This is a genomic window from Citrobacter sp. wls706, from assembly GCF_005281305.1.
Classification (GTDB): domain Bacteria; phylum Pseudomonadota; class Gammaproteobacteria; order Enterobacterales; family Enterobacteriaceae; genus Citrobacter; species Citrobacter werkmanii.
Map to the genome: position 1 here is coordinate 155039 of NZ_SZXG01000030.1, position 17965 is coordinate 173003.

Consider the following 17965-nt stretch of genomic DNA (forward strand, 5'->3'; position numbering starts at 1 on the left):
ACCTCTCATCCGGCTTACGCGCAATTCTGCTTAAAGCCATAAATCCCGTCTTTTTTACCGCTTACTCTGCCCATTGCCGGATAGCTGTTCTGGCATCATTCTCGCCTATACGTCTATCCAGGGTCTGATGCGTGGCAGAAGAAAGCGACGACGACAAAACAGAAGCCCCCACACCCCACCGACTTGAAAAAGCACGGGAGGAAGGGCAGATCCCCCGATCCAAAGAGCTGACTTCACTGCTTATTTTGCTGGTGGGAGTATGCATTATCTGGATTGGCGGGGAGTCGCTGGCCCGCAGACTGGCTGGCATGCTGTCGGCTGGGCTACGGTTTGACCACAGTATGGTCAATGACCCAAATCTGATCCTCAGCCAAATCATCCTGCTGATTAAAGACGCGATGATTGCGCTGTTGCCGTTGATTACTGGCGTCGTTCTGGTGGCATTGATCTCACCCGTGATGCTTGGTGGCTTGATCTTCAGTGGTAAATCTCTGCAACCCAAGTTCTCTAAGCTGAATCCGCTGCCGGGCATTAAACGCATGTTTTCCGCGCAAACCGGTGCCGAACTACTCAAAGCGATACTGAAGTCCACGTTGGTGGGAAGCGTGGCCGGATTTTATCTTTGGCATAACTGGCCAGCGATGATGCGGCTGATGGCGGAATCTCCGATTACGGCGATGGGCAACGCCCTGGATTTAGTCGGTATGTGCGCGCTGTTGGTGGTGCTGGGCGTCATTCCCATGGTCGGATTCGACGTGTTTTTCCAGATTTATAGCCATGTGAAAAAGTTGCGCATGTCGCGTCAGGATATCCGTGACGAATTTAAGCAAAGCGAAGGCGACCCGCACGTTAAGGGCAAAATACGCCAAATGCAGCGCGCGGCGGCACAGCGTCGCATGATGGCGGATGTACCGAAAGCGGACGTCATTGTGACCAACCCAACGCACTACTCGGTGGCGTTGCAGTATGACGAGAACAAAATGAGTGCGCCGAAAGTTGTTGCCAAAGGCGCGGGGCTGGTGGCGCTGCGTATTCGTGAGATTGGCGCCGAGCATCGTGTTCCAACGTTAGAAGCACCACCGCTGGCGCGTGCATTATATCGCCATGCGGAGATTGGTCAGCAAATACCGGGTCAATTATATGCCGCCGTTGCCGAAGTGCTGGCATGGGTATGGCAGTTAAAACGCTGGCGTCTGGCAGGCGGCAAGCCGCCACCACAACCTGAAAACCTTCCGGTGCCTGACGCACTGGATTTTATGAACGAGAAGAATACTGATGGCTAATCTGGTCGCGATGCTGCGCCTGCCCGGCAACATGAAATCCACGCAATGGCAAATTCTTGCCGGGCCGATCCTCATTCTGCTGATCCTGTCGATGATGGTACTGCCGCTGCCGGCTTTCATCCTCGATCTGCTGTTCACGTTTAACATTGCGCTGTCGATTATGGTGCTGCTGGTCGCGATGTTTACACAGCGCACGCTTGAGTTTGCTGCATTCCCGACGATTTTGCTGTTCACCACATTATTGCGCCTGGCCCTGAACGTCGCGTCGACGCGTATCATTTTGATGGAAGGACATACCGGTGCGGCGGCGGCGGGGAAGGTGGTTGAAGCCTTTGGTCACTTCCTGGTGGGCGGTAACTTTGCCATCGGTATCGTGGTCTTCGTTATTCTCGTCATCATTAACTTTATGGTTATCACCAAAGGCGCAGGTCGTATTGCTGAAGTTGGCGCGCGCTTCGTGCTGGATGGTATGCCCGGCAAGCAGATGGCGATTGATGCCGACTTGAATGCCGGACTGATTGGCGAAGATGAAGCCAAAAAACGACGTTCGGAAGTGACGCAGGAAGCGGACTTCTACGGTTCGATGGACGGTGCGAGTAAATTCGTACGCGGAGATGCCATCGCCGGTATTTTGATCATGGTGATCAACGTCGTCGGCGGCCTGTTGGTCGGGGTGTTACAGCATGGCATGAGCATGGGAAGCGCAGCGGAAAGTTATACCCTGCTGACTATCGGTGACGGCCTGGTCGCGCAGATCCCCGCGCTGGTCATCTCAACAGCGGCGGGTGTTATTGTGACCCGCGTGAGTACCGACCAGGATGTAGGCGAACAGATGGTGACCCAACTGTTCAGTAATCCAAGCGTTATGCTGCTTAGTGCAGCGGTGCTGGGTTTGCTGGGCCTGGTACCTGGTATGCCAAACCTGGTATTTTTGATGTTTACCGCTGCGTTACTGGGTCTGGCCTGGTGGATGCGTGGTCGCGAACTTAAAGCGCCTGCTGAGCCTCAGCCGGTGAAAATGCCGGAAAATAACTCTGTGGTGGAAGCCACCTGGAACGATGTTCAACTGGAGGATTCACTGGGAATGGAGGTGGGTTACCGCCTGATCCCAATGGTGGATTTTCAGCAGGATGGCGAGCTTCTGGGGCGCATTCGCAGTATTCGTAAGAAATTTGCCCAGGATATGGGTTTCCTGCCGCCGGTGGTCCACATCCGCGACAATATGGATCTGCAACCCGCCCGCTATCGCATTCTGATGAAAGGGGTGGAAATCGGCAGCGGGGACGCTTATCCCGGACGTTGGTTGGCCATTAATCCAGGGACGGCGGCAGGTTCGTTGCCGGGTGAGAAAACGGTCGATCCGGCTTTCGGTCTGGACGCTATCTGGATTGAGAGCGCATTGAAGGAACAGGCGCAGATTCAGGGCTTTACGGTGGTTGAAGCGAGTACCGTTGTCGCTACGCATCTGAATCACCTGATTGGTCAGTTTGCCGCGGAGCTGTTCGGGCGCCAGGAAGCGCAACAGCTCCTGGACCGCGTCTCACAGGAGATGCCAAAGCTAACCGAAGATCTGGTCCCTGGGGTTGTGACGCTGACCACACTGCACAAAGTGCTGCAGAACCTACTGGACGAAAAAGTACCGATTCGCGATATGCGCACCATTCTCGAAACGCTGGCTGAACATGCGCCGCTGCAAAACGATCCGCATGAGCTTACTGCGGTAGTCCGTGTTGCGCTGGGGCGCGCCATCACCCAGCAATGGTTCCCGGGTAATGAAGAGGTTCAGGTTATTGGCCTGGATACCCCGCTTGAACGTCTGCTGCTGCAAGCATTACAGGGCGGCGGCGGTCTGGAGCCTGGTCTGGCGGACCGGCTGCTGGCCCAAACCCAGGAAGCGCTCTCCCGCCAGGAAATGTTGGGCGCGCCGCCGGTATTGCTGGTTAATCACGCGTTGCGTCCGTTACTGGCACGCTTTTTACGCCGCAGCATACCGCAGCTGGTGGTGTTATCGAACATGGAGCTTTCCGATAACCGCCATATTCGTATGACGGCGACCATTGGAGGTAAATAATGCGTAACTTACTGTGGTTGTTGGTTTTTCCTTTGGTGGCGCAGGCAGCCGGAGAAGGGGCATGGCAGGCAAGCGGGATGGGGATCACCTTAAACCACCGTGGTCAGTCAGCTTCGTCTGCACCTCTGGTTCCGAGCCAACCAGTCTCGGGTTTGATGACCTTAGTGGCGTGGCGCTATGAGCTTAATGGCCCAACTCCTGCAGGGTTACGTGTGCGTTTATGCTCTCAGTCTCGTTGTGTCGAGCTGGACGGGCAAAGTGGCACCACCAACGGGTTCAATAATGTTCCTGCCATTGAACCTATGCATTTTGTCTGGGAAGTTCCTGGCGGCGGTCGCCTGATCCCCGCCTTACAAGTACAGAGCAATCAGGTGATTGTGAACTATCGTTAACGCCTCTCTTCATTAGGCCAGCAGCAGAAACTGCTGGCTGCTTCGCAATTTTAGCCCTCCGCTTTGATTAAAAAGAAACGCTGTTTTATAAAATTGGTGACATACGTTGCCGGACTCTTTGTGCTGTTGCCATTTCGCGAACATCCCTGGCAGAAACAGAAAGGTTTCACTTGCTGTTAGCTTTTACTGTGACCCTGAAAGGACGCCCAATATCAATGCGAGGATTGCGGGGCCTCCCAATAATGTGCAGGGGTAACGGCAATGAAGACACGTAAAATCGGATTGGTTAACTATTTTGCCTACGGTTCGGGGGATTTTTTAGGCGCAGGCACCACGGCATTAACCGCCGCCTGGCTGCTCTATTTTTACACTACGTTTTGTGGTCTGACGCCTATCGAGGCGACCTTCATTTTTGCCACCGCCAGGGTGCTGGATGCCGTGGTTAGCCCGTTAATGGGTTTTTTAACCGATAACTTTGGTTCCACCTGGCTCGGTAAACGCTTCGGGCGACGTAAGTTTTTTATTCTGTTGGGGATCCCCTGCGTCTTTAGCTACTCGCTGATGTGGGTGGGTGACATGGGATTCTGGTATTACCTGCTGACCTATCTGATTTTTGACGTGGTCTACACCATGATTCTGGTGCCTTATGAAACGCTGGTGCCCGAAATGACCGATGACTTTAAACAGAAAACCAAGTTTTCTGGCGCACGTATTTCGATGGCGCAAATGTCAGCTATTCTGGCCTCGTTCTTACCCGGCGTTCTGCTAACGCTGTTTGGCAAAGATAACCCGGTGTCTTTTTTCTATGCCAGCCTGGTGTTCTCTGTGCTGTGCGCGCTGATGCTGACTTTCGTCTGGTTCTTTACCTGGGAGCGCCCACGTGCTGAGTGGACTGAAGCCGCGCTGCGAGCCGAAGAAGAGAAGAAAAAGCTGACCTTTAGCCAAAGCATGAACCGCCTGTTCGTTGAACTGAGCTCAACACTGCGCATCCGTATCTTCCGTCAGCATCTAGGAATGTATCTCGGCGGCTATATAGCGCAGGACGTTTTTAACGCCGTCTTTACCTACTATGTGGTGTTTGTGCTGATGCAGGAAGCCTCGATGGCGTCAAACCTGCTGGGAACGATGGCTATCTTCCAGTTTATTGCCGTTATCGCCATGATCCCATTGTGTATCCGCTTTGGACCCGCGCCATCATACCGGATGGTCGTTGTCCTGTTTGGCGCGAGTTCTCTCTCTTATGCGCTGCTTTATTATGCCGGGTTAAGCGATGTTTATTCTCTGTTGCTGCTGGTCTCTGCCATTGCGGGCCTGGGACGCGGAGGGATCAATTATGTTCCCTGGAATACCTATACCTATATTGCCGATGTTGATGAAGTGATTACCGGCCAGCGCCGGGAAGGAATTTTCGCTGGCATCATGACGTTAACGCGTAAGGCGTCGCAGGCGGGAGCGGTGATGCTGGTAGGGATTGTCATGCAGATGTCCGGTTTTGTCTCCGGTCACAACGTACAACCCGCGGCGGTCAGCCATACCATTCTGTTAATTCTGAGCTGCGGTACGCTAATTGTTCTGGCGCTGGGTTTCCTGGTTTCCCTGCGCTTCAAACTGAACCTGCAAACCCACAGCACCCTACGTGAAGAGACCGCAAAAATGCGTGAGTCCGGGCGGCCTGTGCTGGAAGGACTTTCCGCTGAGGGACGCGCCACCGTAGAGATGCTGTCCGGCATGCCATATGAATCACTTTGGGGTAACAACAATATTGGTTACCTGAATCGTAATAAACCAGCGGCACCGAAACTGGAAAAGGGCGCCGCATTGAATTCGACATTGACAGAGGTGAAGTAAATGATTGTTTACCCGGTTAAATACAGCCCATTGTTGCGCCAACCAGACCATTTTATTGCCAGGGATGAATTAAAAGCGTTGATCAAAAAGGTGACGCATAACCTGGTCAATATTCATGACGAGACCGGCGAGTTCTTGCTACGTCTGGACGATGGACGCGTTATTGATACCAAAGGTTGGGCGGGATGGGAGTGGACGCACGGCGTCGGCTTGTATGGGATGTATCAGTATTATCAGCAAACCGGCGATGAAACGATGCGCGATATCATCGACAGCTGGTTTGCCGATCGTTTTGCCGAAGGTGCAACCACCAAAAACGTCAACACGATGGCACCGTTTTTAACGTTGGCATATCGCTATGAAGAGACGCGTAACCCCGCGTATCTGCCGTGGCTCGACAGCTGGGCGGAGTGGGCAATGCATGAGATGCCGCGTACCAGATTCGGCGGTATGCAGCACATTACGCTGGCGGAAGAGAATCACCAGCAAATGTGGGATGACACGCTGATGATGACGGTTTTGCCACTGGCGAAAATCGGCAAGTTGCTCAACCGTCCAGAATATATTGAAGAAGCAACCTATCAGTTCCTGCTGCATGTGCAGAACCTGATGGATAAAGAGACGGGGCTGTGGTTCCACAGCTGGAGTTATGAAGGACAGCATAATTTTGCCAACGCTCGCTGGGCGCGTGGCAACAGCTGGTTAACTATCGTGATCCCGGACTTCCTCGAACTGCTCGATTTACCAGAAAAAAGTGCCGTTCGCCGCTATCTGGTGCAGGTTCTGCACGCGCAAATCGCGTCGCTGGCTACGTGCCAGGATGAAAGTGGATTGTGGCACACGCTGCTGGACGATCCGCAGTCATATCTGGAAGCGTCAGCCACCGCCGGATTTGCGTATGGGATCCTCAAAGCGGTACGTAAACGCTATGTCGGCCACGAGTATGCTGCGGTGGCCGAAAAAGCTATCAGAGGCATTGTGCAACATATCTCACCAGAAGGAGAATTGTTACACACCTCGTTTGGTACCGGAATGGGGCACAATCTCGATTTTTACCGCAATATCCCGCGAACCTCCATGCCATATGGACAGGCAATGGCGATACTGTGCCTTACCGAATACTTGCGTAAGTATTTTTGAACTCGTTGGCAGATGGAGCCGCCGCTAACGGACCTGATTGTTGGGGCGCCTCTGTTTGCGCGGCATTATCCTGCGGCGCAAACAGATGATCCATGATTTGCCGCATGACCGGCGCGGCGGTTACGCCGTCGCTACCGCCATTTTCGAGGATTAATGCCACGGCGACTTTCGGGTTCTTATAGGGCGCAAACGCGGTATAAAACACATGGTCGCGCAAACGGACCGGAATCATTTTCGCATTGTAGGTCTGATTTTCTTTCAGGCTGAAGACCTGTGATGTGCCACTTTTCGCCGCAATGCCGTAAGGTGCGGTGTGAAAGAACTTATACCCGGTGCCGTTTGGTTCATTTGCCATGCCGAACATCGCCTGACGCACCAGCCCCCAGTAGGGTGACGATGCAGAGGCGATTTGCGACGGTGCTTCAGGAGCCTGGTACGGTGTGTGGGTTTTGCCGCTTTCTTCATCAAGTAGCAGGTGAGGGGCGATGACTTTGCCGTTGTTAATCAGTGCTACCATAGCCTTTACCATCTGGATTGGCGTGGCAATCCAGTAGCCCTGGCCGATACCGACAGAAATGGTATCCCCTTGATACCATGCTTTTTTATGTACTTTCTGCTTCCATTCGCGGCTCGGGAGCAGGCCGTTATACTCCTCATCAAGATCGATACCGGTCGGTTTACCGTAACCAAACTGGCTGAGCATGCTGTTAATCCGGTCGATCCCCATCATATACGCCACCTGATAGAAGAAGGTATCGGCGGATTCTTCAATCGCTTTGGTGACGTCCAGCATACCGTGACCGGTTTTTTTCCAGTCACGATAATGCCGCTCGGTGCCGGGGAGCGTCCAGGTGGGGGCACCGAAGAAACTGGTCTGCGGGGTGATGACTCCGTCCAGTAAAGCAGACATCGCCATGTAAGGTTTGACCGTGGAGGCGGGAGGATACAGCCCCTGCGTGACGCGGTTGATTAAAGGCAGGTCTTTATCCTGCAGCAGCTTGTTATAGTCCTGATAGCTGATGCCTTTGACAAACGGATTGGGGTCATAGCTGGGGTTTGAGACCATCGCCAGCACGGAACCGTCGTGCGGATCTTCCACCAGTACTGCCGCACGCTGGCCCGCCAGCAGACTCTCAATGTATTGCTGTAAATGTAAATCCAGCGTCAGATGGATATCTTTTCCGGCAACGGGCGGCACATCCTTGATCAAGCGGACGATGCGTCCGTGGTTATCGACTTCCACCTCCTGATAACCGGTTTTTCCATGCAGTTCGTTTTCGTAATAGTGCTCAATACCCTGCTTGCCGATGTTGTGATCGGCGGCGTAGTTTTCTGCCAGACCTTTTTTATCCAGTGCTTTCAGATCGTTGTCGTTGATTTTTGAAACATAGCCAAGGACATGCGCCAGTGCGGCGCCATAGGGATACTGGCGGTCTTCATAGCTATTGATATTGACGCCACTGAAATGAAACTGGTTAACCGAGAAACGGGCGATTTCTACATCGGTCAGCGCATTTTTTAGCACTACCGGGCGATAACGGCTGCTGGATTTTAGCTCATGGCGGAACTGGTCAATGTCATCCGGGGTAAGGTCAACGATCGGCGTTAACTGCCTGATTAGGGCATCCATATCGCTGATTTTATAAGGTGTAACGGATATGTCGTACCAGGTCACGTTGCGCACCAGCGGGATGCCGTTGCGATCGTAAATCATGCCTCGCGTTGGGGCGACTGGCAGCATTTTGATGTCGTTTGCATCCGACCGGGTGGTGTAATACTGGTGCTGACGGATTTGTAGGTTGTAGAGATTGTAAATCAGGATGCCAAAACAGATGACCACCACGCCAAAGGCCACTATTACACGCCGCTGGAAGAGTTTTTCTTCCGCCTCAAAATCTCTGAATGTCATTGACCCGTACCCGATTAATTCGCCGCCTAATGATACGGAGGCTCAAACGGGATGACAGGCCAAATATGTTCCATATCTCTACGGAAATGTGTCATTCCTTGTGAGTTGTTACAGATAGCCTGTTACGGAAATAAAAAAGGCCTGAGTCCGCGTTACAGACTCAGGCCTCAATCCTTGCGAACTTACATGCGCTCTACGGTTTCGATACCCAGCGTATCCAGACCCAGCTTCAGGGTTTTCGCCGTCAACTGCGCCAGCTTCAAACGGCTGTTACGAATCTCTTCGTTCTCAGCGCTGAGGATAGGGCAATGCTCGTAGAAGCCGGAGAACAGACCCGCTACGTCGTACAGGTAGGCACACATCACGTGCGGAGTACCTTCACGGGCAACGACGGTGAGCGTTTCTTCAAACTGCAGAAGACGCGCAGCCAGTTGGGCCTCGCGCTCTTCACGGATAATGACCTGCGCATTTGCCAGCGCGTTCTCGTCGATATCCGCTTTACGGAACACGGACAGTACGCGGGTGTAGGCATACTGCATGTACGGCGCGGTGTTGCCTTCGAACGCCAGCATATTGTCCCAGTCGAAGATGTAGTCAGTGGTACGGTTTTTGGACAAGTCCGCATATTTCACCGCGCCGATACCGACCGCATTCGCCAGCTTTTCCAGCTCATCGGCAGGCATATCCGGGTTCTTCTCAGCCACCAGACGACGAGCGCGTTCCAGCGCTTCATCCAGCAGATCGGCCAGTTTAACCGTACCGCCCGCGCGGGTTTTGAACGGCTTACCGTCTTTACCCAGCATCATACCGAACATGTGGTGTTCCAGCGGCACGGAATCCGGCACATAGCCGGCTTTACGGACGATGGTCCAGGCCTGCATTAAGTGCTGATGCTGACGGGAATCGATGTAATAGAGAACGCGGTCGGCATGCAGCGTTTCGTAACGATATTTGGCGCAGGCGATGTCGGTGGTGGTGTAGAGATAGCCGCCATCTTTTTTCTGAATGATAACGCCCATCGGTTCGCCTTCCTTGTTCTTATACTCATCAAGGAATACGACGGTAGCGCCTTCACTCTCAACGGCCAGGCCCTTAGCTTTCAGATCGGCCACGATACCTGGCAGCATCGGGTTGTACAGGCTTTCACCCATGACGTCGTCACGGGTCAGCGTGACGTTCAGGCGATCGTAAGTTAACTGGTTCTGCGACATGGTAATGTCGACCAGTTTGCGCCACATCTCACGGAAATATTCGTCGCCGCCTTGCAGTTTAACAACATAGCTACGGGCGCGTTCTGCGAAGGCTTCATCTTCGTCGTAATGCTTTTTCGCGTCACGGTAGAAACCTTCAAGGTCAGCCAGCGCCATCTCTCCGGCGTTTTCTTGCTGCTGTTTTTCCAGCCATGCGATCAGCATACCGAACTGAGTACCCCAGTCGCCGACGTGATTAGCACGAATAACATTGTGGCCGAGGAACTCCAGCGTACGCACCGCAGCGTCACCGATGATGGTGGAACGCAGGTGACCCACGTGCATCTCTTTCGCCACGTTAGGCGCGGAGTAGTCAACAACAACGGTTTGTTTAGCCGGTTGAGTTACGCCCAGACGATCGGAGGCCAGCGCCTGCTGAACATGCTGCGCCAGAAATGCCGGATCGAGAAAAATATTGATAAAGCCCGGGCCAGCAATTTCAACCTTGCTGGCAATCCCGTTGAGATCCAGATGAGTCAGCACCTGCTCAGCCAGTTGTCGCGGCGCCATACCCAGTTTTTTAGCGACAGCCATCATGCCGTTGGCCTGATAGTCACCGAACTGTATTTTTGCTGACTGACGAACCTGCGGTTCGCAATCTGCAGGCGCGCCTGCAGCAATCATGGCCTGACTGACTTTTTCTGAGAGAAGAGCCTGAATATTCACCGGAATACCTTACATTTATGAAGCGGGATAAAATTCACCGCGCCAGTTTAAGAATTTAGGGCGGGAGTATACTGCAAATGCCCGTTGTCGTCAGCATCGCGAGTACTGTGCGCTGTCGGAAATGAAAGCAACGCAATTACGTATAATTATGCATATTGCGTTCGAAAAAAACAGCGGTTGGATGGCGCAGCGCAACAGAGTAAATTAGCGGCTTTGAACATAGATATGAGCTTTTATTATGGCGAACTGGCAAACAGTTGCAGAACTGCATGATATTTCCGCAGATTTACCGCATTTCGCGCAGGCGTTAACGGAACTTTCCACCCGTCTTGGTCTGGATGTCACACCGCTTGAAGCCGATCACATTTCTTTGCGTTGTCATCAAAATACTACCGCAGAGCGCTGGCGTCGTGGATTTGAGCAGTGCGGTGAATTATTGTCAGAGAACATCATCAATGGCAGACCCATTTGCCTGTTCAAACTCCATGAGCCGGTTTGCGTCCTGCACTGGACATTTTCTATCGTAGAGCTGCCGTGGCCGGGAGAAAAGCGTTATCCACATGAAGGTTGGGAACATATTGAGATTGTCCTGCCGGGAGATGCGGAGACGCTGAATGCGCGAGCGTTGGCGCTGCTTTCCGATCAAGGCCTGAGTCAGCCGGGCATCTTTGTGAAAACCAGCTCACCGAAAGGAGAGCGGGAGCGTTTACCGAATCCTACGCTGGCGGTCAGCGATGGCAGTGTGACGATAAAGTTTCATCCGTGGTCGATTGAAACCATTGTGGCAAGTGAGCGACAGGAGTGAACATGGCCTTACTGGAAGTTTGCTGTTACAGCATGGAATGCGCGCTTACGGCGCAGCAAAACGGCGCGCATCGCATTGAGCTTTGCGCGGCGCCCAAAGAAGGGGGCTTAACGCCGTCACTGGGCGTATTGCGTTCGGTTCGCCAGCATGTGGCTATTCCCGTCAACCCCATTATCCGCCCACGTGGAGGGGATTTTTGTTATACCGACGGTGAATTCGCGGCAATGCTGGATGATATTGCGATGGTCAGAGAACTGGGATTTCCAGGGCTGGTGACCGGTATTTTAGATGTGGATGGCAATGTCGATATGCCGCGCATGGAAAAAATAATGGCTGCTGCCGGTCCGCTGAATGTTACTTTTCATCGGGCGTTTGATATGTGCGCTAACCCACTCAATGCGTTACAAAAATTATCTGAATTGGGCATCGCCAGGGTACTGACTTCCGGGCAAAAATCAGATGCAGTGCAAGGTTTAACAAAAATAATGGAACTTATTGCGCTGGCGGGTGCTCCAATCATTATGGCCGGAGCGGGGGTTCGCGCCTCGAATTTGTCCCTGTTCCTGGATGCTGGAGTGCAGGAAGTCCATAGTTCTGCCGGAGTATGGCTGGCTTCCCCAATGCGTTATCGCAATTCGGGGTTGTCAATGTCTTCGGATACGCAGGCGGATGAGTATTCTCGCTATGCGGTAGACGGAGCGGCGGTTGCTGAAATGAAAGCAATCATGGCACGCCATCAGGCCAGCTGATTTTTACCGTTGCATCATGTCGCCCAATATGATGCTTGCTCGTACCAGGCCCCTGCAATTTCAACAGGGGCCTTTTTTTCTCCTTCATATTTCAGGCCGCAGCAGCGTTGGCCGCCTCGCGCACCCCGGTCACGTAGTTATCTACGCTCCCGGGGATTTGCTGCGTTGCCGCCATGCTGCAACTTGAACTATTTTGGAGAAACGGTGCTATACGTAACGGTCATTCGGCAATCCATTACGGTTTACGCGCAATCAATACCGCACGTAATGGGGCGGGGTAGCCTTCTACCGTTTTACTGTGGTCGTTCGGGTCGAGGAAATCGGCCAGCGATTCGGTTATCATCCACTCGGTGCGACGCTGCTCTTCGGTAGTGGTGACGCAGACATCGGCGATGCGTACATCAACAAATCCGCATTTTTCCAGCCAGTTTTTTAGCGCCAACGCAGACGGGATAAAATAGACGTTACGCATCTGCGCGTAGCGGTCACCCGGCACCAGTACGGTATTTTCATCACCCTCGACTACCAGCGTTTCCAGTACCAGTTCACCCTCTTTAACCAACTGATCTTTCAACTGCCACAGGTGTTCCAGCGGGGAACGTCGATGATACAGCACGCCCATGGAAAACACGGTATCAAAGGCGTTGAGCGCCGGAAGCTGTTCAATACCCAGCGGCAGCAGATGCGCACGCTGATCGTTGCCCAGCAGTTTACGCACCGCTTCAAACTGGCACAGGAACAATTGCGTAGGATCGATGCCAACCGCCAGGTGCGCCCCCGCGCCAATCATACGCCACATGTGATATCCGCTGCCGCAGCCGACATCGAGAATGGTACGCCCGGTAAGATCCGATAAATGCGGCAGGACGCGATCCCATTTCCAGTCTGAGCGCCATTCGGTATCGATATTGACGCCGTACAGCGAGTATGGCCCTTTCCGCCATGGCATCAGGTTCCGCATCAGAGTGTCGATGCGTTTGAGTTGACCGTCGCTGAGCGGTTGCTCGCTTTCTGCGGTGACGCTATGCAGTAAGTCCAGACGATACGGCGTTAACTCTGGCAAAAACTCCACCGCATTCGACCACTGCTTAAATAAGCCATGCTGATCGCGCTGCCAGGCAGCGATTTGCGCCGGAAGCGTTTCCAGCCAATGGGAAAGGTGATTTTTGGCAATCAGTTGATAAAAGTTACCAAAGTCGATCATGCGCTGACCTCAGCTTTCAGCGCCACCAGGGAACCAAAGTTGAAGCACTGGAACCACAATTCGCTGTGCTCAAAACCAGCCTGATGCAGGCGCGCTTTGTGTGTTTCTACGGAGTCGGTCAACATCACGTTCTCCAGCATGCTGCGCTTCTGGCTGATTTCCAGTTCGCTATAGCCGTTTGCGCGTTTGAAGTCGTGGTGCATGTTGAACAGCAGCTCGCCAACTTGAGCGTCTTCGAAACTGAATTTTTCCGACAGCACCAGCGCGCCACCGGGATTCAGTCCCTGATAAATCTTATCCAACAATGCCTGGCGCTCAGCTGGCTCAAGGAACTGCAGGGTAAAATTCAGCACCACCATCGAGGCGTTTTCGAGAGTAATGTCGCGAATATCGCCTTCGATGACTTCAACCGGAGTAGGGGCCTTATAAGCGTCAATATGGCGACGGCAGCGCTCCACCATCGCCGGGGAATTATCAATGGCAATAATTTTGCAATTCTCGTGATGAATATTGCGACGCACTGAGAGCGTCGCCGCGCCCAGAGAGCAGCCGAGATCGTAGACCTGCGTGTTGGGTTGGACGAAACGTTCGGCCAGCATGCCAATCATCGAAATGATATTGGAGTAGCCGGGAACGGAACGCTGGATCATATCCGGGAAGACTTCAGCTACCCGTTCATCAAAGGTCCAGTCACCCAGACTGGCGATAGGCGCAGAAAAAAGCGTGTCGCGGTGAGACATAACGTAAAAATCCGGGAAAAATAAAGTGGCGTATTGTGCGCTAATGCAGGGAGAAAACCAACTCCCAGGGCATATACCAAAGATTCGCCAGCACCATTAGCAACAGCGAACACCAGGTCGCGCTCATGCCTGAACGCCGCCAGCGGAAAAGCCGGTGGTGGAATCCGTAATAATGCATCAGTCGTCCGGCAATCAACATCAGTCCGCAAATATGCACCATCCACGTTTCTGCGCCGTTCATTTCCATAAATAACAACAGCACTAACGCGACAGGAATATACTCCACCGCATTACCATGAATACGGATAGCGCTTTGCAGTTCGCTAAAACCACCGTCACCATAAGCAACGCGGTACTGCATACGCAGGCGAACGACGTCAAATGAGAACTTTATTAACAATAACGCACCCAATACGGCATAAAGCGCGCTTACCATACAAACTCCCTTTAAAATGGCAGATGGCACTGTCTATGATAGGTGGCAATTTCAGAAAAGAGAAGATTGCTGTGGAATAGACGGTGCTGATCCGATCTCTGGCAGGGCGTTACGTAAATCCGCCCATAACGTGTCTACAAGCTCCGGGGCCTGCGCGATATCCGGCGTATGCAAAAATAAATACGGTGTGGTGGACTGTTGCCACAGCGCCAGTTTGGTTAACCAAACTGCAAATAACTGCCGGTTTTGTGCCATATCATCGCTACCGATAAAACGCACCATCGGATGATTGGCCGTTACCACTACATGAACCGGAACCTTCGGTTTTTTACGTTGTGCTTCGCGTATCGCTTCAGTATGCGGGATGGCGGCATGCACCGGGCGACTGTCCAGGATAACCCTATTTACACCTCGCTCATGCAGGCCGCGGTTCAGTTGCTGCTCGGCTTCGCCTTTGGCAAAGAAATCCGGATGGCGAACTTCGACACCGTAGGTAAAGGATTTGGGGAGCGCGTCGAGAAACGGCCACAGAGCAGACAGGTCGCGTGGGGCGAAGGTGGCGGGTAATTGCAACCAGTATTGCCCGATGCGCGCTTCCAGCGGTGACATGCGCGTGAAAAATTCCTGTACCAAATCATCACAGTTACGCAACGCGGCCTGATGTGAAATAGTGGCCGGAAACTTAAAACAAAATCGAAACGCATCGGTGGTTTGTGCATGCCAGCGGGTGACAATCTCGGCTTTTGGCAGCGCATACAGCGTGGTGTTGCCCTCAACGCAGTTAAAGTGGCGGGCATACTCTTCCAGGCTGGTGATCCCAAGTCGCACCCATTTCGGGTGCGACCACTGGGGTAAGCCGATATAGATCATAACGCTTGCAGGATCTCGTCCACGCTGCGAACGCGCGCAATACGTGGGAAAATGTGTGTCATGCTGCCCTGATGCTGATCAGCACTGGCGGCGCTACAGGCATCTTCCGCAACGATCAGATTAAAACCTAGCTCCCACGCGTTTCGTGCGGTGGATTCCACGCCAATATTCGTGGAGATGCCACACAGAACGATGGTATTGATACCCCGGCGGCGCAACTGTAGCTCGAGATCGGTACCGTAGAACGCTCCCCACTGACGCTTGGTGACTTCCAGATCGCTGGCGCATTTGCCCAAAGCTTGCGGATAATCCCACCAGTTGTCGGGTAACGCTTTGGCCGGGGCCTGGGCATCAACCGGTTGTTTCAGCGCTTCGGCGTAATCGTCAGACCAGCCAACGCGTACCATTACTACTGGAGAACCCTTAGCACGAAATTTTTCCGCCAACCGTGCGGCGCGGGTAACCACATCGTGTGCCGTATGTGGTCCGCCAGCGAAAGGCAGGATCCCTTCCTGTAAGTCAATAACGACAAGGGCGGTTGTTTTTGCGTTCAGTTCCAGCATGGTCACTCCAGTAAAAAATAAGAATTCCGTTACACCTTAATCGCGAATCAGTGTGAAAGGGACGACAATTTTTGTTATTTTTTGTGAGATTACGCAATGCCCGTCGAGGAAACAGGCGTACAGTCAGTACCGGACTTATCGTGCGGCAGAATTTCCAGTATAATAGCCGCCTTTTTTCATTCAGTTGTGACATTCAGCTAAAGCTGCGACTTCGTCATCTGCGAGACAGGTGACAATCCGCCTGCGGCAAAGTTAAGGGATATCTCATGCGTACAGAATATTGCGGGCAGCTACGTCTGTCCCACGAGGGGCAGCAGGTGACTCTGTGTGGTTGGGTCAACCGTCGTCGTGATCTTGGTAGCCTGATCTTTATCGATATGCGCGACCGCGAAGGTATCGTGCAGGTATTTTTCGATCCGGACCGTGCGGACGCGTTAAAGCTGGCCTCCGAACTGCGTAATGAGTTCTGCATCCAGGTTACGGGCACCGTGCGTGCGCGTGATGCGAAAAACGTCAATGCCGATATGGCGACTGGCGAAATTGAAGTACTGGCGTCCGATCTGACCATCATCAACCGCTCAGACTCACTGCCGCTGGACTCTAACCACGTCAATACCGAAGAAGCGCGTCTGAAGTATCGTTATCTGGATCTGCGTCGTCCTGAAATGGCGCAGCGCCTGAAAACACGCGCCAAAATTACCAGCCTGGTTCGTCGTTTTATGGACGATCACGGCTTCCTCGACATCGAAACCCCGATGTTGACCAAAGCGACGCCGGAAGGCGCGCGCGACTATCTGGTGCCTTCCCGCGTTCATAAAGGCAAGTTTTACGCGCTGCCGCAGTCTCCTCAGCTGTTCAAACAGCTGCTGATGATGTCTGGCTTTGACCGCTACTATCAGATCGTAAAATGCTTCCGCGATGAAGACTTACGTGCTGACCGTCAGCCTGAATTTACCCAGATCGATGTGGAGACATCCTTCATGACTGCGCCGCAGGTGCGAGAAGTGATGGAAGCGTTAGTGCGTAATCTGTGGCTGGAAGTGAAAGGTGTGGATCTCGGTGATTTCCCGATCATGACCTTTGCCGAGGCTGAGCGCCGTTACGGCTCCGATAAACCAGACCTGCGTAACCCAATGGAGCTGGTTGACGTCGCCGATCTGGTAAAAGACGTTGAGTTCGCGGTGTTCTCTGGTCCGGCGAACGATCCGAAAGGCCGTGTCGCAGCCCTGCGCGTACCGGGCGGTGCGAGCTTAAGCCGTAAGCAGATCGATGATTACGGTAACTTTATTAAGATCTACGGCGCGAAAGGCCTGGCTTACATCAAAGTCACCGAGCGCGCGAAAGGTCTGGAAGGTATCACCAGCCCGGTGGCTAAGTTCCTGAACGCAGAAATCGTGGAAGCGATTCTGGCGCGTACCGGTGCGCAAGACGGCGACATGATTTTCTTCGGTGCCGACAACAAGAAAGTGGTTGCCGACGCGATGGGCGCGCTGCGTCTGAAACTGGGTAAAGATCTGAGCATTACCGACGAGTCGAAATGGGCGCCGCTGTGGGTCATCGACTTCCCGATGTTTGAAGACGATGGTGAAGGCGGTCTGACCGCGATGCACCACCCGTTCACCTCGCCGAAAGACATGACCGCTGCTGAGCTGAAAGCTGCGCCGGAAGATGCGGTTGCCAACGCTTACGATATGGTTATCAACGGCTATGAAGTAGGTGGTGGTTCCGTCCGTATTCACAACGGTGATATGCAGCAGACCGTATTCGGTATTCTGGGCATTAACGAGCAAGAGCAGCGCGAGAAATTCGGCTTCCTGCTGGATGCGCTAAAATATGGTACACCGCCGCATGCGGGCCTGGCATTTGGTCTGGATCGTCTGACCATGTTGCTGACGGGTACTGATAACATTCGAGACGTTATTGCCTTCCCGAAAACGACGGCAGCCGCGTGTCTGATGACTGAAGCGCCAAGTTTCGCTAACGAAGCTGCGCTGGCGGAACTGAGCATTCAGGTTGTGAAGAAGGCCGAGAATAACTGA

Annotated in this window: 15 protein-coding genes; 8 read left to right on the forward strand and 7 right to left on the reverse strand. The window is 53.1% G+C overall.

What is annotated here, in order from left to right; translation table 11 throughout:
- Window positions 1-131 precede the first annotated feature (131 nt).
- The 5 genes from flhB (at window position 132) to FDW92_RS08655 (ending at window position 6734) form a co-directional block, all read left to right on the forward strand.
- Complete coding sequence (flhB, locus tag FDW92_RS08635) at window positions 132-1283, forward strand: flagellar biosynthesis protein FlhB (RefSeq protein WP_042307779.1); 1152 nt, start codon at window positions 132-134, stop codon at window positions 1281-1283.
- Complete coding sequence (gene flhA / locus FDW92_RS08640) at window positions 1276-3354, forward strand: flagellar biosynthesis protein FlhA (protein ID WP_042307781.1); 2079 nt, start codon at window positions 1276-1278, stop codon at window positions 3352-3354. Before flhB ends, flhA begins: the two co-directional genes overlap by 8 nt.
- Window positions 3354-3746 carry a flagellar protein FlhE gene (gene flhe, locus FDW92_RS08645; RefSeq protein ID WP_042307783.1) on the forward strand — a complete coding sequence of 131 codons (393 nt, stop codon included), beginning with the start codon at window positions 3354-3356 and terminating at the stop codon, window positions 3744-3746. Before flhA ends, flhe begins: the two co-directional genes overlap by 1 nt.
- A 261-nt stretch (window positions 3747-4007) precedes the next feature.
- Entirely contained in the window at window positions 4008-5594 is a 1587-nt protein-coding gene (locus FDW92_RS08650) for an MFS transporter (RefSeq protein WP_042307785.1), read from the forward strand.
- Window positions 5595-6734: a glycoside hydrolase family 105 protein gene (locus FDW92_RS08655; RefSeq protein ID WP_137400602.1), complete on the forward strand. Its 1140-nt coding sequence runs from the start codon at window positions 5595-5597 to the stop codon at window positions 6732-6734.
- Here FDW92_RS08655 and mrdA read toward each other — a convergent pair.
- Together mrdA and argS are read right to left on the reverse strand one after the other, a co-directional pair.
- Window positions 6706-8643 (reverse strand): penicillin-binding protein 2, encoded by a 1938-nt coding sequence (mrdA, locus tag FDW92_RS08660; RefSeq protein ID WP_042307790.1) that lies wholly within the window; start codon window positions 8641-8643, stop codon window positions 6706-6708. The two genes, FDW92_RS08655 and mrdA, sit on opposite strands and share 29 nt — an antisense overlap.
- A 182-nt stretch (window positions 8644-8825) precedes the next feature.
- Window positions 8826-10559: an arginine--tRNA ligase gene (argS, locus tag FDW92_RS08665; RefSeq protein WP_042307791.1), complete on the reverse strand. Its 1734-nt coding sequence runs from the start codon at window positions 10557-10559 to the stop codon at window positions 8826-8828.
- Window positions 10560-10797: 238 nt separating this feature from the next.
- Between argS and FDW92_RS08670 the strand changes: the two genes are divergently transcribed.
- Window positions 10798-11364, forward strand: coding sequence for a VOC family protein (locus FDW92_RS08670; RefSeq protein ID WP_042307793.1), 567 nt, complete (start codon window positions 10798-10800; stop codon window positions 11362-11364).
- A 2-nt stretch (window positions 11365-11366) separates the two neighbouring features.
- Window positions 11367-12113 carry a copper homeostasis protein CutC gene (cutC, locus tag FDW92_RS08675; RefSeq protein ID WP_042307796.1) on the forward strand — a complete coding sequence of 249 codons (747 nt, stop codon included), beginning with the start codon at window positions 11367-11369 and terminating at the stop codon, window positions 12111-12113.
- 235 nt (window positions 12114-12348) lie between these two features.
- On the opposite strand, the gene cmoB is transcribed toward cutC, so the two are convergent.
- Genes cmoB through FDW92_RS08700 form a run of 5 tightly spaced genes read right to left on the reverse strand, consistent with a single transcriptional unit; the run spans window position 12349 to window position 15926 of the window.
- Window positions 12349-13317, reverse strand: coding sequence for a tRNA 5-methoxyuridine(34)/uridine 5-oxyacetic acid(34) synthase CmoB (cmoB, locus tag FDW92_RS08680; protein WP_038641441.1), 969 nt, complete (start codon window positions 13315-13317; stop codon window positions 12349-12351).
- Window positions 13314-14057, reverse strand: coding sequence for a carboxy-S-adenosyl-L-methionine synthase CmoA (gene cmoA, locus FDW92_RS08685; protein WP_042307799.1), 744 nt, complete (start codon window positions 14055-14057; stop codon window positions 13314-13316). The genes cmoB and cmoA overlap by 4 nt, the downstream gene beginning before the upstream one ends.
- A 40-nt stretch (window positions 14058-14097) precedes the next feature.
- Window positions 14098-14493 carry an MAPEG family protein gene (locus FDW92_RS08690; protein WP_003833847.1) on the reverse strand — a complete coding sequence of 132 codons (396 nt, stop codon included), beginning with the start codon at window positions 14491-14493 and terminating at the stop codon, window positions 14098-14100.
- Window positions 14494-14544: 51 nt separating this feature from the next.
- A complete protein-coding gene (locus tag FDW92_RS08695) occupies window positions 14545-15363 on the reverse strand; it encodes a DUF72 domain-containing protein (RefSeq protein WP_042307801.1) in 819 nt (272 codons plus the stop codon).
- Window positions 15360-15926 (reverse strand): hydrolase, encoded by a 567-nt coding sequence (locus FDW92_RS08700; RefSeq protein WP_042307803.1) that lies wholly within the window; start codon window positions 15924-15926, stop codon window positions 15360-15362. Before FDW92_RS08700 ends, FDW92_RS08695 begins: the two co-directional genes overlap by 4 nt.
- 266 nt (window positions 15927-16192) lie before the next feature.
- Here FDW92_RS08700 and aspS point away from each other — a divergent pair, with 266 nt between their 5' ends.
- Window positions 16193-17965: an aspartate--tRNA ligase gene (gene aspS, locus FDW92_RS08710; RefSeq protein ID WP_042307805.1), complete on the forward strand. Its 1773-nt coding sequence runs from the start codon at window positions 16193-16195 to the stop codon at window positions 17963-17965.

What these genes read in the sequence shown, in the direction of transcription:
- flhA (WP_042307781.1), top strand. Translation starts at nt 1,276, where the DNA reads ATGGCTAATCTGGTCGCGATGCTGCGCCTGCCCGGCAACATGAAATCC.
- flhe (WP_042307783.1), top strand. Translation starts at nt 3,354, where the DNA reads ATGCGTAACTTACTGTGGTTGTTGGTTTTTCCTTTGGTGGCGCAGGCA.
- FDW92_RS08650 (WP_042307785.1), top strand. Translation starts at nt 4,008, where the DNA reads ATGAAGACACGTAAAATCGGATTGGTTAACTATTTTGCCTACGGTTCG.
- FDW92_RS08655 (WP_137400602.1), top strand. Translation starts at nt 5,595, where the DNA reads ATGATTGTTTACCCGGTTAAATACAGCCCATTGTTGCGCCAACCAGAC.
- mrdA (WP_042307790.1), bottom strand. Translation starts at nt 8,643, where the DNA reads ATGACATTCAGAGATTTTGAGGCGGAAGAAAAACTCTTCCAGCGGCGT.
- FDW92_RS08670 (WP_042307793.1), top strand. Translation starts at nt 10,798, where the DNA reads ATGGCGAACTGGCAAACAGTTGCAGAACTGCATGATATTTCCGCAGAT.
- cutC (WP_042307796.1), top strand. Translation starts at nt 11,367, where the DNA reads ATGGCCTTACTGGAAGTTTGCTGTTACAGCATGGAATGCGCGCTTACG.
- cmoB (WP_038641441.1), bottom strand. Translation starts at nt 13,317, where the DNA reads ATGATCGACTTTGGTAACTTTTATCAACTGATTGCCAAAAATCACCTT.
- cmoA (WP_042307799.1), bottom strand. Translation starts at nt 14,057, where the DNA reads ATGTCTCACCGCGACACGCTTTTTTCTGCGCCTATCGCCAGTCTGGGT.
- FDW92_RS08690 (WP_003833847.1), bottom strand. Translation starts at nt 14,493, where the DNA reads ATGGTAAGCGCGCTTTATGCCGTATTGGGTGCGTTATTGTTAATAAAG.
- FDW92_RS08695 (WP_042307801.1), bottom strand. Translation starts at nt 15,363, where the DNA reads ATGATCTATATCGGCTTACCCCAGTGGTCGCACCCGAAATGGGTGCGA.
- FDW92_RS08700 (WP_042307803.1), bottom strand. Translation starts at nt 15,926, where the DNA reads ATGCTGGAACTGAACGCAAAAACAACCGCCCTTGTCGTTATTGACTTA.
- aspS (WP_042307805.1), top strand. Translation starts at nt 16,193, where the DNA reads ATGCGTACAGAATATTGCGGGCAGCTACGTCTGTCCCACGAGGGGCAG.